This window comes from Solimonas terrae (assembly GCF_011067135.1).
In the GTDB taxonomy this organism is placed as follows: Bacteria; Pseudomonadota; Gammaproteobacteria; order Nevskiales; family Nevskiaceae; genus Solimonas; species Solimonas terrae.
Genome location: NZ_JAAMOW010000006.1, coordinates 293962 through 308441 on the forward strand (window position 1 = coordinate 293962; position 14480 = coordinate 308441).

A 14480-nucleotide genomic window follows, 5' to 3' on the forward strand; every position below is an offset into this window, starting at 1 on the left:
CCCGACGCACCTGCGCCGGGCTAATCGGGAACTAGAAGTTGTATTTGACGTTGAGCGTCGCGTAGTCACGGTCCGCATACGGGTTGGCGGCCAGCGTGCTGTCCTTGATGGTCTTGGCCGGATTGCCGAAGAACCAGTTGTAGCTGACGCCGATCTCGGTGTTCTCCAGATAGGTCATGCTGATGCCGAGGCTGGCGCGCATGTCGCCGTCGCCGTACAGCGCGCCGAACGCACCCGCCATGGCCGGGTTGCCCTTCAGGTACGCGAAGGTCACCGGCATGCTCAGATCCCAGGCCGGCAGGATGTTGTGCGCCGTCGGAATCATCAGCAGGTTGCCGCCGTAGGAGTTGCGGTTGTAGAACAGCTTGTCGCCGTTGTCGACGACTTCGATGCCCGGCGACGAATCGACGTGCTCGACGCCATTCACGTGCAGGTAGCCGACTTCACCGACGACTGCGAGATCGTCGAAGAACAGACGCGGATTGGTGACGTACAGGCCCGACATCAGCACCTGGCTGATGTTGCCGCGCGTGTAGACGGGGCTCAGGTGCCCCGAGATCACCGTCTCGATCGGCGTCGACGCGCCATGGCGATAGTTGAACTCGCCGGCGACGTTGATGCCGCCGATCACCGTCGTGTACGCCAGCGAGGTCAGATCGATGCCGCCGAAGTACTCGACGTTGTAGGTGACCGGCACCAGCTGATTGATGATCTGCGTCGTGACCGGCTGACCCGCAACATAGCCGAACGGCGCGTAGCCGACGTTCAGGCGCACGGACGGGTTCGGATCGTTGTAGCGCAGATGGTAGAGCGCGACGTTGGTGATTGACGTGAGCTGATACTTGAGGCCCACGCCCCATTGTCCGTAGGTGCTCGGATTGATGTCCTTGCCGCGGTACGTGTAGATGTACGGCGGCGCATCGGTCAGGGCGCCGACCGGTGCGAGGATCACGTTGCAGACCGTGTTCTCGAGCGCCGGCGTCGCCGGTGTCGAGACGCTGCCGATATGGAAGTTGGTCAGCAGGCCCTGGCAGCTGCCCGGACCGCCGTACAGCGGATTGGCCGAACCGTAGACGAAGCGCGCGCCCGGACCGACGACATCCGCCGGCGAGAAGTAGTCGCCCACCGGGAAGATTTCGTTCGGCCGGAAATCGAGCTTGTAGTAGCCGAGCACCGTGATGTCATTGGTGATCGCCGCGTTCAGCGCGACCTGATTGGTCGGCAGCAGGATGTCCTTGATTTCCGTGCCGGGCACGAAGGCCTTGGTGGCATCGGCCTGGCTCTGCGCGCTGGCGACGCCGGACAGGAACAGGCTTTCGCCCCAGGCCACGAGCTGCTGGCCGAGACGCAGGTTGATGCTGCCTTCGTCGCCGACATACCAGGTGCCGTAGATGTAGGCCTCGAGCAGGCGCGCACGCTGGCCGTCACGGAAGCGTGTCTCGCTGGTGAACTTGCGGTAATCCGGGTCCGGCGTGGTCATGCCGTCCGGGCCGAGCTTGTTCACGGTGTTCGGCGCATCGTTGTCGTTCTGGTGATGATAGACATCGTCGTAGAACGCCGAGCCGCTGAGCACCGCACCGAAATCCTGGTGATGCAGCTGCAGCTCGCCGTAGATGCTGAGACGGTTGTGGATCAGTGCGCCCTTCTTGAAGTTGCGATCGCCGTCATCCGAGTTGATCGACTGCGACAGGCCCTGACGCTCGAAGCGGAACACCTGCGTCGGCTGGTCGGGCGGCGTATCCGGAAACAGGTAGGACTGGAACTCCTCGACCGGTGCATTGATCAGCCGCTGGTCCGGGTCGCGGGTGCGGATCGCGAGGCCGTAGTTTGCGGTCGCCTTGAAATCCAGCGAGGTGTCATCGCTGATCTCGAACGAACCGGCGCGGGCCTGCAAGGCCACCGCCGCCGCCATCGCACAAAGTCCTCCCGCCAGATGGCGCGCAGTCATTTTCTTCATCGTTCTCCCGGCCCGATTTGGCATCGGCGCTCCTCCCAAGAATCTTCTAGGTACCCACTTCGCTAACGTATGGGCAGAGCGTCGCTGGAGCCTCACCCGAAATGATTAGCCAACTCGCATGGCGCTCGCGCATCATCACGGCAATGCGCGATTTCTGCGCAGACGGAATCGCCGATGACAGAGCGAACGACAAACAGAACGGGGGATGTCATGCAGCACCTGAATCCGATCGATGCCGCGTTCCTGCAGATGGAATCGCCGCGCACGCCGATGCACGTCGGCGGCCTGCTGACGTTCCGTCTGCCCGACAATGCACCGCCCGATTTCCTGCGCGCCCTGTTCGCGCAGCAGCGCGCGCAACTGCCGACCACCGCGCCGTTCAACCAGCGCCTGGTGCCCAAGCGCATGCCCAAGCTGTCGCCGGCCTGGGAAACGGCGACCAACATCGACATCGACTACCACCTGCGCCACGCCGCGCTGCCGTATCCCGGCGGCGAGCGCGAACTCGGCGTGCTGGTCGCGCGGCTGCATTCACACCCGCTGGACCTGCATCGTCCACCCTGGGAGATCACGCTGATCGAAGGCCTGGAGAACCGTCGCTTCGCGTTCTTCTTCAAGGTCCACCACAGCGCCGTCGACGGCATGGGCGCGCTCAAGTTCGTGCGCCGCTGGCTGAGCAAGGACCCGAGCCTGCTCGATCCACCCGCGCTGTGGGCATTGCCGCCGCAGGAGCATGATGCCGCCGACGAAGCCGACCGCAAGGCCGCCGCGAGCCGCTTCCGCAAAACACTGGCCAGCGTGCGCACGCAGACCCGCGCAGCCGGCGAGCTGGCCGGCACCCTGCGCCGCATGGCGCGCAAGCGCGACAACCCGGAGGGCGGCATCCTCTCCGCGTTCGCGACGCCGGCCACGCCGCTCAATGTCGCGATCACGCCGCAGCGCCGGCTCGCCACGCAGCTGTTCGAACTGAGCCGCATCAAGGCGCTCAGCGCGAGCACCGGCACCACCGTCAACGATGTCTCGCTGGCCTTGATCGCCGGCGCCGTGCGTCGCTACCTGCTCGAACTCGGCGGCCTGCCGAAGACCGCGCTGATCGCCTCGGTGCCGGTCGGCCTGCCACGCGCCGACGGCAAGCCCGGCAATGCCGTCGCCGGTTTCGTCGTGCCGCTGGAAACCCAGCACGAAGATCCGCTGGCGCGCCTGCGCGTGGTGCGCGCCGTCACCCAGCGCACCAAGGAGCAGCTCAAGAGCATGTCGCCGGAGGCGCTCGGCCAGTTCACGCTGCTGGGCCTGTCGCCGCTGATTCTCGGCCAGCTCGGCCGCGTGCTCTCGCACCTGCCGCCGATCTTCAACTTCGTCGTGTCCAACGTCGTCGCATCGAAGGAGCCGCTCTACATCGCCGGCGCCGAACTCGAGGCGATGTACCCGATCTCGGTGCTGTTCGACGGCTACGCCCTCAACGTCACCATCGTCGGCTATCACGACAAGCTCGCGCTCGGCTTCACCGGCTGCCGCGACGCCCTGCCCTCGCTGCAACGCCTCGCCGTCTACTCGATCGAATCGCTGGAAGAACTGGAGCGCGCAGCCGGCATTGCCGCGTCGGCCACGGCCGCGACGCGCGGGAAAGCGAACGCATCACGCCCCGGGAGCCCGGGCGCACCCGCTCGAACCGCCAGAAAGGCGACCAGGCGAAAAGCGCGATCGACATGATTTCGGCACGACCCGCGATCTGGCGACCGGACGCCCGGGCACCTCACCGCGAAACGCCGCGAATGGGCCGGTGGCCGAGACAGCAAGGATGAAAGGGTTTCGTTTTCGAGCCTGTCGAGCCCCGTGTCAAGACGTGCGCGCTCTGGCTTCAGCGCGTGAGCGCACGATGTCCGATCATCGCTTGCATTCTGGGATGATGCCGCGTCGCGCGTCATCGGCGCCGTGATGCGCCCTCGATCGTCACGCTCGTAGCTTCCGCAGGAATTGAACATCATGAGCACTGCACTTTTCCGCGCTTTGGTCGCCGTCATCGGCGCGCTGTTCACGCTGGCGTTTTTCGTGATCGTGGTGCCGCCGCTGGTTCATGATCCGGACGTGATCGGCGCCTTTGCGGCGGGTTTCGTCAATCCGTTTGCTTCGGGGTATTCGCTCGACACGGTGGCGTGCTGGTGCCTGCTGGCGGTGTGGGTCTCGTTCGAAGCCAGGGCGAAGGGCATTCGCCACGGCTGGATCGCGCTGGTACTCGGCGTGGTTCCGGGTGTGGCCGCGGGCCTGTCGGTTTACCTGCTCATGCGGCTCGGGCAGGAGCGCGGCGGCGGCCGTCGGGCCTAGAACGGGCCGACGAGGTCATGGCGACACCGGCGCGGACGTCGACGCAACCCGGCAACAGCGCCCTGCAGACATCGCCCCGGATTGCCACGACCGCGATCGATTGATGGCGGGCCGGGGCGGATGGGATCATGATCCGCCGCACGTTCCCGAACGGGCGCAGTGTCCCCCGTCAAGCCAGCGGACCATCGTTCATTGTCCTGCATCGATCCGGAGGGTTTTGCCACATGAGCACCGAGTCCGGCTTTCCGCTCGAAGGCGGTTGTGACTGCAAGGCCGTGCGCTACCGCATGGAGAGCGCCCCCTTGTTCGTGCACTGTTGTCACTGCCGCTGGTGCCAGCGCGAGTCCGGCGCTTCGTTTGCGCTGAACGCGATGATCGAGGCGGACCGGGTGACGAATCTCGGCGTGGCACCGGAAGTGGTGCACACGCCGTCGAACAGCGGCAAGGGGCAGGACATCGCGCGCTGTCCGAGCTGTCGCGTCGCGGTCTGGAGCCACTACGCGGGCGGCGGGCCGCTGATTCGCTTCGTCCGCGTCGGCACGCTCGACCAACCGGATGCGCTGCAGCCGGACATCCATATCTTCACGCAATCCAAGCAGCCCTGGGTGATCCTGCCGCCGCAGGTGCCGAGCGTTCCCGAATACTACGATCGCGAACAGTACTGGCCGCAGGAAAGCCTAGCGCGGCGGCGGGCGTTCCTGCCGGCGCTCGAGGCCTATCAGGCATCCCTGACACGATGAGCACCGCCGCCGCGATCTCGGTGTGCGAGGTCCCGCAGGCTTCGCTGCTCGATGCCTGCCGCCGGCAAGGCCATTACACGGACTGCTACACGACACGGATACCCGGCACGATCTCGCAGGCCGAATACGTCGAGGCTTTCTATACGACCGCGCTGTTCAAGCTGGAACGCCGGCTGCTGCGCTGGCTCGCGGCGGCACCGTCCAGCGACGACGAAGCCCGGGCGCTCGCGAGGGCGGAGCGCAATCGCTTTGCCGCCTGGCAAGTCGAGGCGCGCAGCCCCGATCAATTGCTGCTGGCCGCCGGACGCACGAAGTCCTGGCTGATGGTGCGGCCGCAGGGCGGCACGACCCGGCTGTACTTCGGCTCGGCCGTGGTGCCCGGCCGCTCACGCGCCGGGCGTAGCGGCCTCGGGCCGACCTTTGCCGCGCTGCTCGGCTTCCACAAGCTGTATTCGCGGGCGCTGCTGCGGGCGGCCCGCAGACGGCTCGCGAAATTCCATGACTGAAGTCATGCCGCCGTCGCGCTGCGACGACGCAAAGCGCGTCACGGCAACATCCGGCAGGGCGTCGAGGTGGAACCGACGAGGGCCGTGAGCGCCGCATTCGTGCGTTGGCACGCGCGAGCGTCGGCAAGTTTCTTTATGCTAGCGCCGCTTTGCGCACGACCCCTGCCGCTCGGGGCACAACAATTTCACGTAAGGAGGGAGACATGTCACTTACCCCGCACAAACCGCTGGGTCGGTTTCTGCTGCTCGCCGCGGCTGGCGCGTGCCCGCTCGCAGCGCACGCCGGTGCCGGCCCGTACATCGGCCTGGAAGGCGGCCTCAATCTGGTCGACAACCAGAGCCTGTATGCCTACGGCTTCCCGCGCACGGCCGACGGCAGCCGTTACGGCACGGTCGAATATTCGAACGGCTGGCTCGGCGGCCTGACGGCGGGCTACAGCTTCGACGACGGCTTCCGCCCGGAACTGTCGATCACGCATCGCCGCAATTCGTTCCAGCGCCTGGAACTGACCACACCGACGCTGTTGAGCACCCGGACGGTCGACACCACCGATGTCAGCGGCTACGGCATGGTCGACACCGCGATGCTCAACCTCTGGTATCAGCTGCCGATCTCGTCGCAGATCCATCCGTACATCGGCGCCGGCGCCGGTGCGGCGCGTGTTGCGCTGAACGACGGCCGCTACAACACGAACGAGCTGCGCAGCCAGTTCGACGTCATGTTCGCGTGGCAGGCCGGTGCCGGTTTCGCGTTCGACTTCACCAAGCACATCACCGCGTCGCTGGATTACCGTTTCCTGCAGACCGATCGCGGTCATTTCAATCTGCTGGACGACGATCCGACGACCTACTCGCGCGCGCGCTACCGCTCGAATTCGGTGCAGTTCGGACTGCGCTATTCGTTCGGTGGCGAAGAAGCGCCGCCGCCACCGCCGCCGCCGGAACCGGTCGCCGTGGTGCCGGTCGTGCAGGCACCGCCGCCGCCACCGCCACCGCCGCCGCCTTGCGTGGTGCCGACGGACGGCACGGCGCCGAACTTCGACGGTTGCAAGCTGGGCGACACGCTGGTGCTGCGCGGCGTCAACTTCGAGTTCGACAAGTCGCGGCTGACGGTCAATGCCAAGACCCTGCTTGATCAGGTGGCCGACGCGCTGCAGAAGCGCGCCGACATCAAGATCGAACTGGACGGCTACACCGACAGCAAGGGCAGCGACGCCTACAACCAGAACCTGTCCCAGCACCGCGCGGTATCGGTCAAGGACTATCTGGTCGGCCGCGGCATTGCCGACGATCGCATCACCACGGCCGGCTTCGGCGAGGCCTCGCCGGTCGCCGACAACAACACCGACGAGGGCCGCGAGCTCAATCGTCGCGTCGAGTTGAAGGTGACCGACGCGACCGACCCGGTTTCGGTGGCGCCAGTCGATTCCGGAACTGTCGACGCTGGCAGCGCGCCGGCCGACAGCAGCGCGGCACCGGATCTGGCGCCGGTCGACGACACGACGGCACCGGCCACCGACGCCGCGCCGGCCGACAGCGGCGCACCGGCTGACATGACCGACGTCCCGGCCGACACCAGTGCCCCGGCGGCCGACACGACCGAGGCCCCGGCCACGGACGTGGCGCCGGACAACGGCGGACAGTAAGCAAGTCCGAACCGCAGCCGCGGTTCACGAACGCCGATGGTCTTGCGACCATCGGCGTTTTTCATTGCGCGTCGGAAACGGTCAGGCGACGCGCGGACAGGCGTCGGCAACGGCCAGCAGCACGCCGATGATGCGCGTGAATGCGGCCGGCGCGAGCGCCTTGCCGGTGTTGAGCAGCGACACGGAGATATCGCGCGCCGGATCGGCCCAGCACAGGACGGTCAGAAAGCCGAGGTGGCCGAACGCGGCGCCGGAGCCCGGGCCGTACAGGCCGACCGGGTTCTGGCCGAGCATGAAACCCGGCGAGTAGCGCATCGGCAGCAGAAGTTTGCGATCGAGCTGCAACGGCCCGACGGGCCGGATCGCGTCCGCCACGGTTTCCGGCTTGAAGATGCGCACGCCGTCGAGTTCGCCGCCGTTGAGCAGCATCTGGAACACGCGACAGCTGTCGTCGGCGCTCGCGTAGATGTTGCCGGCCGGCACGACCTGCGACAGGAAGGCCTCGTCGTTGGACGCGCGCACGGCGGCCTGCATCGGCACGCCGACCACGCGCTTGATGTACTGGTTGGCCGGCCAGAACGGCCGGGGTCCGGTGCGGGCATTGACCGGCGCCAGATGGCGCAGCTCGGGCGCCAGGCCGAAGGTCATGTAGCGCAGCTTCAGCGGCCTGGCGATCCAGTCATGCAGCACGTCCGGCAGTTCGCGGCCGCTGGCGCGACGCACGATTTCGCCGATGATGAAACCGGCCGTCAGCGCGTGATAGGCCTGCTTGCTGAAATCCGGATCGAAGGGCTTGGCGGCGCACAGCAGTTCGATGATGCGGTCCCACTCGTGCAGCAGTTGCGGCGTCGGCTCGACGTGCGGCACGTCGGGGATGCCGGCGCGATGCGCGAGCAGACCGCGGATCGTGATGCGGTCCTTGCCGTGCGGGGCGAACTCCGGAATGTAGTCGACAACGCGATCGTCGAGCGACAGCACACCGTCGTCGACGAGCTTGTGGATCAGCAGCGAGGAAATCGATTTGGACGCCGAGAACAGGCTGACCGGCGAATCCGGCGTGATCACCACCGGCGTTTCGGTGTCGCCCGGCAGGTTGCCGTGCACACAGCCGATCGAGCGCTTGAGCACGATCTTGCCGCGCCGGCGGATTTCCATCGTGATCGCGGGATGCACGCCACCGCGGAAAAGGTGTTCGACCGCGGCCCAGATCCGTTCGCGGCCGGCGACGCTCATGTCGGCCTCGCGCGGATCGACTTCCGCGGCGCGATCGACGCGCGTCACGGCGGTGAGGTCATCCGGCACCCGCACGCTGGTCCACAGACAGCGGCCGACGGCGTCCAGCGCAGGCGCGGCAAGCGGCACGCGCGGCAGGCTCAGTTGCATGACGTGATGTCCGTGCAGGAGTTCAGAACTGCGCCTTGGGCACGTGCGCGACGATGCCGTCGAGTTCGTCCTTGACCAGTACCTGGCAGCCGAGGCGGCTGGTCGGGCCGGGATCGATCGCGCCCTCGATCATCGCTTCTTCCATTTCATCACGCGGCGGCAGCTTCGCGTACCAGGCCTCGTCGATGTACAGGTGGCAGGTCGCGCAGGAGCATGAACCGCCGCATTCGCCGACGATGCCGCGCACGAAGTTGTTGGTGGCCGCTTCCATCAGCGACTGGCCGACGGGCGCTTCGACGGTCTGGCTGCTGCCGTCGGGCTGGATGAAGACAATCTTGGGCATGTTCGTAAAAGAGCCGTATCGGACGGCGGTCAGGACATCGTGGCGTACAGCCCGGCGCCCGGCGTCCGATATCGGACCGGCGGCGCCTGAAGGCAGACGAGGGCGGTTACGCGACGAAGCTGCTGCGCGCTTCCGGCGGAACAGTGTGGCGCCAATGATCGCACAGTCACTTCGGCCATATGCAGTAAGGGTCCGGCCGGTGCCGCTCCGCCCGCGGTCGAACCCGGCAGCGCCGGACGCGCTGCGGAGCAGCAAGCCGACGGCCGGGCGATCATGCGATACGGCCGCCTCACTCGCCGCGGTAGCTCGCCCAGTTCTTGTCGGTCTCGTGCAGCGTCAGCTCGTGCATCAGCGCGCCGAAGCGCGGCTGCAGGGTGTTCCAGAACAGCACGGCGAGATTCTCGACGGTCGGATTGAGGCCGCGGCACAGCGGCGAGTCGAGATTCAGATGGCGATGATCGACCTGGTCGAGGATCAGCTCCTGGATCGCGTCGCGCATTTCGGTGATGTTGACGACCACGCCGGTCTTCGGATCGATGCCGCCGCGCAGCGTCAGTTCCAGCACGTAGTTGTGGCCGTGTCCGTGTTCGCGTGCGCAGGGACCGAACAGCGCGTGGTTCTGTTCTGCGCTGAGTTCGTCCGACCACAGGCGATGCGCGGCCGCGAAGCTCTCGCGCCGCGTCAGATAGACCACGGGATGTTTGTCAGTCGTCATTGCAATGCACCTCGACGATGGTGCCGGTGATCGGCGCCGAGCGCTTGCGATCGAGCAGAAAGGAAACGGTCGGCGCGATGTCGCCGGGCAGCGTGCGTGCTTCCACGCCGAGCGCTTCGATCATCGCCGTCTTCATCGTGCCCGGCGCGATGGCATTGACACGAATGCCGTACGGCTTGCCTTCCAGCGCCAGGGCTTCGGTGAGGCCGACGACCGCGTGCTTGGACGTGGCATACGCACCGAAGCCGCTGAAGCGCTGCATGCCGCGCAGCCCGCCGAGCGAGGACACGTTGACGATGTCGCCGGGCGTGCCGGCTTCGCGCCACTGGCGCATCGCGGCGCGGCAGGCGTTGAAGGTGCCGCCGACGTTGATCGCCATCACCTCGGCAAAGCGCTCGGGCGTCAGCTCGTCCCAGATCGCGCCGCGGCCGAGTATGGCGGCGCTGCAGACCAGCGCATCGGGGGCGAAGTCACGCAGCGCGCCTTCCAGCTGCGGCGCGTCGCTGACATCGAGCGCATAGGTTTCGACGCGCGCACCGTCGTCGCGAAGTTCGCGGGCCAGGCTTTCGAGCGGCGCCGCGCGCCGGCCGCAGAGACCGACGCGCCGGCCTTCGCGTGCCAGTTCACGCGCGACCGCGGCACCCAGTCCGGAGCCGCCGCCGGTGATGAACACCGATGTCTGTTTGCCATCCATGCCGGGATTGTCGCACGGTCGCCGCGCAGGTCGTCATGCAGACGCGGGAGGGCTCGACGCCGCTTACACGATCGCCGAACATTCCGGACCTCTTCCCCAACCACGAGGTCGCCATGCATCGCTCGCACCTTTCCCTCGCCCTTGCCGCTGCCGTGCTGGCCCTGTGTGGCGCGACGACCGTCGCTGCAGGCCCGACCGCGATTCGGACGCAGGCGCCGAGCATGGCCGCGGCCGGCTTCTATCGCCTGCCGCTCGGCAAGTTCACGGTCACCGCGCTCGCCGACGGCAGCTTCGACATGCCGGCGCCGAAACTGCTGATCGAGGACCAGCCGGGCATCGTCAAGCAACTGCTCGGCGCCGCCGGTTACGGCGACACCGTGCCGACCTCGATCAACGGCTTCCTGATCGATACCGGCAGCAAGCGCGTGCTGATCGACACCGGCAGCGGCGGCGCGATGGGACCGACGACCGGCAAGCTGCTCGAACATCTGCGCGCGGCCGGCTACGACCCCGCACAGATCGACGAGATCCTGATCACGCATCTGCATCCGGATCATTTCGGCGGGCTCACGCATGACGGCAGGATGGTGTTTCCGAATGCCGTGCTGCGGATGTCGGCGGCCGAACTGAAGTTCTGGGTCGACGACGCGAAAACCGCGTCCGCCGACGCCAGGGCGGCACTCGCGCCATACCGCGCCGCAGGACATCTGCAGCCGTTCGCCGCCGGCGCGACGCTGGACCCCGGCATCACCGCCGTCGACACCAGGGGGCACACCGCCGGCCACAGCAGCTACCGGATCGAAAGCGAGGGTAAGACGCTGCTGGTCTGGGGGGATCTGCTGCACGTCGCCGCCGTGCAGTTCGCCGATCCGAAAGTGACGATCCAGTACGACACCACGCCGACCGCAGCCGAAGCGCAACGCGAGAAAGTGCTCGCCGACGCCGCCCGCAGCGGCGAGTGGATTGCCGCCGCGCACATCGCGTTCCCGGGCATCGGCCATGTCGTCAAGGCCGGCGACGAGTACGCCTGGCAGCCGATCGAAACAAAACCCTGATCGCGCCGCTGGCGCGAACACCGGGTTCAGCGCTTCGTGCGGAGCGCGGCGCCGATTTCGACGAGCACCTGCGGGTCGTCGATGGTGGCCGGCATCGCGTAGTCCTTGCCGTCGGCGATCGCGCGCATGGTGGCGCGCAGGACCTTGCCAGAACGCGTCTTCGGCAGGCGTGCGACGACGGCGATCTGCTTGAGCGCGGCGACGGCGCCGATCTGCTCGCGCATGCGCGCGACCAGTTCCCCGGCGATCTGCTCGTGGCTCTTGCCGACACCGGTCTTCAGCACCACCAGCCCGATCGGCACCTGCCCTTTCAGCGCATCGGCAGCGCCGATCACGGCGCACTCGGCGACGTCCGGGTGACTGGCGAGCACCTCTTCCATGGCGCCGGTCGACAGGCGATGACCGGCGACGTTGATGATGTCGTCGATGCGTGACATCACCCAGAAGTAACCGTCGTCGTCGACATAACCGGCATCGCCGGCAAGGTAGTAGCCCGGATAGCGCGTCAGGTAGTTGTCGATGTAGCCCTGCTCGTTGTTCCACATCGTCGTCAGCGTGCCCGGCGGCAACGGCAGCTTGATCGCGACATTGCCGATCTCGCCCTTCGCCGCGACCTGGCCGTCGGCGTCGAGCACCTGCACATCGAAGCCGGGCACCGGCACGCTGGCCGAACCGGCCTTCACCGGCAGCGCTTCGATGCCGCGCGGATTGGCGATCGCCGGCCAGCCCAGTTCGGTCTGCCACCAGTTGTCGATCACCGGCCGCTGCAGCTGTGCGGCCGCCCAGTCGATGGTGTCCGGATCGCAGCGTTCGCCGGCCAGGTACAAGGTGCGGAACTGCGACAGGTCGTACTGCTTCAGCAGTTCGCCGCGCGGGTCTTCCTTCTTGATCGCGCGAAACGCGGTCGGTGCGGTAAAGAAACTTTTCACCTTGTGCTGCGAAATCACGCGCCAGAACGCGCCGGCGTCCGGCGTGCCGACCGGCTTGCCTTCGTAGAGGATGGTCGTGCAGCCGGCCAGCAGCGGGCCGTAGACGATGTACGAGTGGCCGACCACCCAGCCGACATCGGAGGCGGCCCAGAACACGTCGCCGGTACCGCAGTCGTAGACCGCGCCCATCGAGTAGCGCATCGCCACGGCATGACCGCCGTTGTCGCGCACCACGCCTTTCGGCTTGCCCGTGGTGCCGGAGGTATACAGCACGTACAGCGGATCGGTGGCGGCGACCGGCACGCACGCTGCCGGTTGCGCGGCGGCGACGGCGTCCTGCCAGTCGACATCGCGACCCGCCGTCATCGCCGCGAGGCTTTGCGGACGCTGCAGGATGATCGTGCGCCGCACCTTGTGCGTGGCCAGCTCGATCGCCTGATCGAGCAAGGGCTTGTATTCGACGATGCGGCCGGGCTCGATGCCGCACGACGCCGACACGATCAGCACCGGCTCGGCGGCATCGATGCGTTTGGCGAGTTCCGGCGCGGCGAAGCCGCCGAACACCACCGAGTGCACGGCGCCGATGCGCGCGCAGGCCAGCATCGCGATCGCCGCTTCCGGCACCATCGGCATGTAGATGACGACGCGGTCGCCGGTGTCGACGCCGTTGGCGCGCAAGGCGCCGGCGAACCGGGCGACGCGATCGCGCAGCTGGCGATAGCTGAACGTGGTCTGCGTGCCGGTCAGCGGGCTGTCGTAGATCAGCGCGGCCTGCTCGCCGCGGCCCTCGTCGATCCAGCGGTCGAGCGCGTTGTCGCAGGTGTTCAGTTCGCCACCGGCGAACCAGTGCCAGGTCGGGCGCGACGGCGAGCTGCCGGCGTCAAGCACCCGCTGCCATTTTTTCGACCAGCGCAGCGTCGCCGCCTGTTCGGCCCAGAAGGCTTCCGGATCGGCGATCGAGCGGCGGTAGGTTTCGGCGTAGGCACTCATGCGGCACTCCTCACGGATGTCCTCGCCCGCAGGCAGGAGCTTCTTCGGATGGCCTCAGTGTATCGGCAGCCCGCGCAGCGACCTCATGCATTCTGGCGAGATCGCCGACCGCGGCGCGCGCCGACGCCGCGGCGGTGACGCCGCCCGATGCGAGCTTGCGCTACAGCGTGCTGCGCGCGAACGCGACGATGTCCTCGCGCGCCTGTCGCACTTCCGGATACAGCGCGCCGAACAGCGGGAAAGCATGCGGCAGCACCGGCCAGATCTCGAACCGCACGTCGACGCCGGCGGCCTTCGCGCGGCGCGCAAACAGCACGGTGTCGTCCAGCAGCACTTCGGCATCGCTCGCCAGCAGATACATCGGCGGGAACCCGCGGCAGTCGGCGTACAGCGGCGACAGTTCGGGATCGCAGGCATCGTGGCCGCCGGCGTACATCTCGTCGACGCGCTGCAGCGACGCGATCGGCAGGATCGGATCACTTTTCATGCGCAGCGTGCGCGACGGCGGCGCGTGCACGCGGCCCAGCTCGGTGGCCGGCGACACCGGGATCGCGCAGGCCGGCATCGGCCAGCCTTTCCGGCGAATGCGCTGCAGCAGGCCGAGCACCAGATTGCCGCCCGCCGATTCGCCGGCAAGCACGATGCGCGGACCCGCGAAGCCGAGATCAAGCAGGGCCTTGTAGGCGCGCTCGCAATCGTCGAGCGCCGCCGGAAAGCGGTTGAACGGTGCGAGCCGGTAGTCCGGCAGGAATCCCACCGCATCGAGTTCGCGGCACAGCTGGGCGACCAGCCTGACGTGGATTTCCGGCGCCGCCGGCAGCACGAAGGCGCCGCCGTGCAACCACAGCACGACCGGCTTGCCGGTCTGGTCGAGATGACCGACGACATGACCGGGCACGCCGGCGTCCGGTGCACCGATCACGTCGTAGTCGAGATCGAAGCCGCAGGCGTCCTTGCAGACACGGCTCGCGGTCAGCAGTTGCAGTCGCGCGATACGTTCGTAGGAACCGTGCAGCGCCCACTTCAGCCACGGCCGCATGAAGCGCCGCAGCAGCCAGGTGATGAGGCGGCTGCGACGGCTGATGAACACGTTCTTCAGTGTCGGCGTCCCGGTCTCGGTCGTCGGCAGGCGCGCGCGCTGCAGCTCATGGGCTTCGGCTTTCATCGCCGCAGTCTAAGCAAATGCACGGCCCCGCGCCC

General features: G+C 67.3%; 13 protein-coding genes. 6 read left to right on the forward strand and 7 right to left on the reverse strand.

Annotation, left to right across the window (positions count from 1 at the left end; all coding sequences use genetic code 11):
* Window positions 1-31: 31 nt before the first annotated feature.
* Complete coding sequence (locus G7Y85_RS13250) at window positions 32-1957, reverse strand: DUF1302 domain-containing protein (RefSeq protein ID WP_166257796.1); 1926 nt, start codon at window positions 1955-1957, stop codon at window positions 32-34.
* A gap of 210 nt (window positions 1958-2167) precedes the next feature.
* On the opposite strand from G7Y85_RS13250, the gene G7Y85_RS13255 reads away from it, so the two are divergent.
* The 5 genes from G7Y85_RS13255 to G7Y85_RS20300 all read left to right on the forward strand — a co-directional run bounded on the left by G7Y85_RS13255 (window position 2168) and on the right by G7Y85_RS20300 (window position 7171).
* On the forward strand, window positions 2168-3667 hold the full coding sequence (locus G7Y85_RS13255; RefSeq protein ID WP_166257799.1) for a WS/DGAT/MGAT family O-acyltransferase: 1500 nt from the start codon (window positions 2168-2170) through the stop codon (window positions 3665-3667).
* A 273-nt stretch (window positions 3668-3940) separates the two neighbouring features.
* The gene (locus G7Y85_RS13260; RefSeq protein ID WP_166257802.1) at window positions 3941-4279 is read left to right on the forward strand and encodes a DUF2834 domain-containing protein; all 339 of its coding nucleotides are present in this window, start codon (window positions 3941-3943) and stop codon (window positions 4277-4279) included.
* Window positions 4280-4503: 224 nt separating this feature from the next.
* Window positions 4504-5019, forward strand: a complete 516-nt coding sequence (locus G7Y85_RS13265; RefSeq protein ID WP_166257805.1) for a GFA family protein — start codon at window positions 4504-4506, stop codon at window positions 5017-5019.
* A complete protein-coding gene (locus G7Y85_RS13270) occupies window positions 5016-5525 on the forward strand; it encodes a hypothetical protein (protein WP_206675572.1) in 510 nt (169 codons plus the stop codon). The genes G7Y85_RS13265 and G7Y85_RS13270 overlap by 4 nt, the downstream gene beginning before the upstream one ends.
* A 203-nt stretch (window positions 5526-5728) precedes the next feature.
* Window positions 5729-7171: an OmpA family protein gene (locus G7Y85_RS20300; RefSeq protein WP_241696160.1), complete on the forward strand. Its 1443-nt coding sequence runs from the start codon at window positions 5729-5731 to the stop codon at window positions 7169-7171.
* 81 nt (window positions 7172-7252) lie between these two features.
* On the opposite strand, the gene G7Y85_RS13280 is transcribed toward G7Y85_RS20300, so the two are convergent.
* The 4 genes from G7Y85_RS13280 to G7Y85_RS13295 all read right to left on the reverse strand — a co-directional run bounded on the left by G7Y85_RS13280 (window position 7253) and on the right by G7Y85_RS13295 (window position 10306).
* Window positions 7253-8554 carry a serine hydrolase domain-containing protein gene (locus tag G7Y85_RS13280; protein ID WP_166257808.1) on the reverse strand — a complete coding sequence of 434 codons (1302 nt, stop codon included), beginning with the start codon at window positions 8552-8554 and terminating at the stop codon, window positions 7253-7255.
* A gap of 22 nt (window positions 8555-8576) precedes the next feature.
* A complete protein-coding gene (locus G7Y85_RS13285; protein WP_166257811.1) occupies window positions 8577-8897 on the reverse strand; it encodes a 2Fe-2S iron-sulfur cluster-binding protein in 321 nt (106 codons plus the stop codon).
* Between the two features lie 289 nt (window positions 8898-9186).
* Window positions 9187-9612, reverse strand: a complete 426-nt coding sequence (locus G7Y85_RS13290; protein ID WP_166257814.1) for a 6-carboxytetrahydropterin synthase — start codon at window positions 9610-9612, stop codon at window positions 9187-9189.
* The gene (locus G7Y85_RS13295; RefSeq protein ID WP_166257817.1) at window positions 9602-10306 is read right to left on the reverse strand and encodes an SDR family NAD(P)-dependent oxidoreductase; all 705 of its coding nucleotides are present in this window, start codon (window positions 10304-10306) and stop codon (window positions 9602-9604) included. Before G7Y85_RS13295 ends, G7Y85_RS13290 begins: the two co-directional genes overlap by 11 nt.
* Before the next feature lie 113 nt (window positions 10307-10419).
* On the opposite strand from G7Y85_RS13295, the gene G7Y85_RS13300 reads away from it, so the two are divergent.
* Window positions 10420-11361 carry an MBL fold metallo-hydrolase gene (locus G7Y85_RS13300; RefSeq protein ID WP_166257820.1) on the forward strand — a complete coding sequence of 314 codons (942 nt, stop codon included), beginning with the start codon at window positions 10420-10422 and terminating at the stop codon, window positions 11359-11361.
* Between the two features lie 26 nt (window positions 11362-11387).
* Here the strand turns inward: G7Y85_RS13300 and G7Y85_RS13305 are convergent, their stop codons facing one another.
* Complete coding sequence (locus tag G7Y85_RS13305; RefSeq protein WP_166257823.1) at window positions 11388-13280, reverse strand: propionyl-CoA synthetase; 1893 nt, start codon at window positions 13278-13280, stop codon at window positions 11388-11390.
* A 160-nt stretch (window positions 13281-13440) separates the two neighbouring features.
* Window positions 13441-14445: an alpha/beta hydrolase gene (locus G7Y85_RS13310; protein ID WP_166257826.1), complete on the reverse strand. Its 1005-nt coding sequence runs from the start codon at window positions 14443-14445 to the stop codon at window positions 13441-13443.
* Window positions 14446-14480: the final 35 nt, after the last annotated feature.

Excerpts from the sequence above, each read along its gene's own strand:
- G7Y85_RS13255 (WP_166257799.1), top strand. The coding sequence starts at position 2,168 with ATGCAGCACCTGAATCCGATCGATGCCGCGTTCCTGCAGATGGAATCG.
- G7Y85_RS13270 (WP_206675572.1), top strand. The coding sequence starts at position 5,016 with ATGAGCACCGCCGCCGCGATCTCGGTGTGCGAGGTCCCGCAGGCTTCG.
- G7Y85_RS13310 (WP_166257826.1), bottom strand. The coding sequence starts at position 14,445 with ATGAAAGCCGAAGCCCATGAGCTGCAGCGCGCGCGCCTGCCGACGACC.
- G7Y85_RS13265 (WP_166257805.1), top strand. The coding sequence starts at position 4,504 with ATGAGCACCGAGTCCGGCTTTCCGCTCGAAGGCGGTTGTGACTGCAAG.
- G7Y85_RS13295 (WP_166257817.1), bottom strand. The coding sequence starts at position 10,306 with ATGGATGGCAAACAGACATCGGTGTTCATCACCGGCGGCGGCTCCGGA.
- G7Y85_RS13305 (WP_166257823.1), bottom strand. The coding sequence starts at position 13,280 with ATGAGTGCCTACGCCGAAACCTACCGCCGCTCGATCGCCGATCCGGAA.
- G7Y85_RS13260 (WP_166257802.1), top strand. The coding sequence starts at position 3,941 with ATGAGCACTGCACTTTTCCGCGCTTTGGTCGCCGTCATCGGCGCGCTG.
- G7Y85_RS13285 (WP_166257811.1), bottom strand. The coding sequence starts at position 8,897 with ATGCCCAAGATTGTCTTCATCCAGCCCGACGGCAGCAGCCAGACCGTC.
- G7Y85_RS13290 (WP_166257814.1), bottom strand. The coding sequence starts at position 9,612 with ATGACGACTGACAAACATCCCGTGGTCTATCTGACGCGGCGCGAGAGC.
- G7Y85_RS20300 (WP_241696160.1), top strand. The coding sequence starts at position 5,729 with ATGTCACTTACCCCGCACAAACCGCTGGGTCGGTTTCTGCTGCTCGCC.
- G7Y85_RS13300 (WP_166257820.1), top strand. The coding sequence starts at position 10,420 with ATGCATCGCTCGCACCTTTCCCTCGCCCTTGCCGCTGCCGTGCTGGCC.
- G7Y85_RS13280 (WP_166257808.1), bottom strand. The coding sequence starts at position 8,554 with ATGCAACTGAGCCTGCCGCGCGTGCCGCTTGCCGCGCCTGCGCTGGAC.
- G7Y85_RS13250 (WP_166257796.1), bottom strand. The coding sequence starts at position 1,957 with ATGAAGAAAATGACTGCGCGCCATCTGGCGGGAGGACTTTGTGCGATG.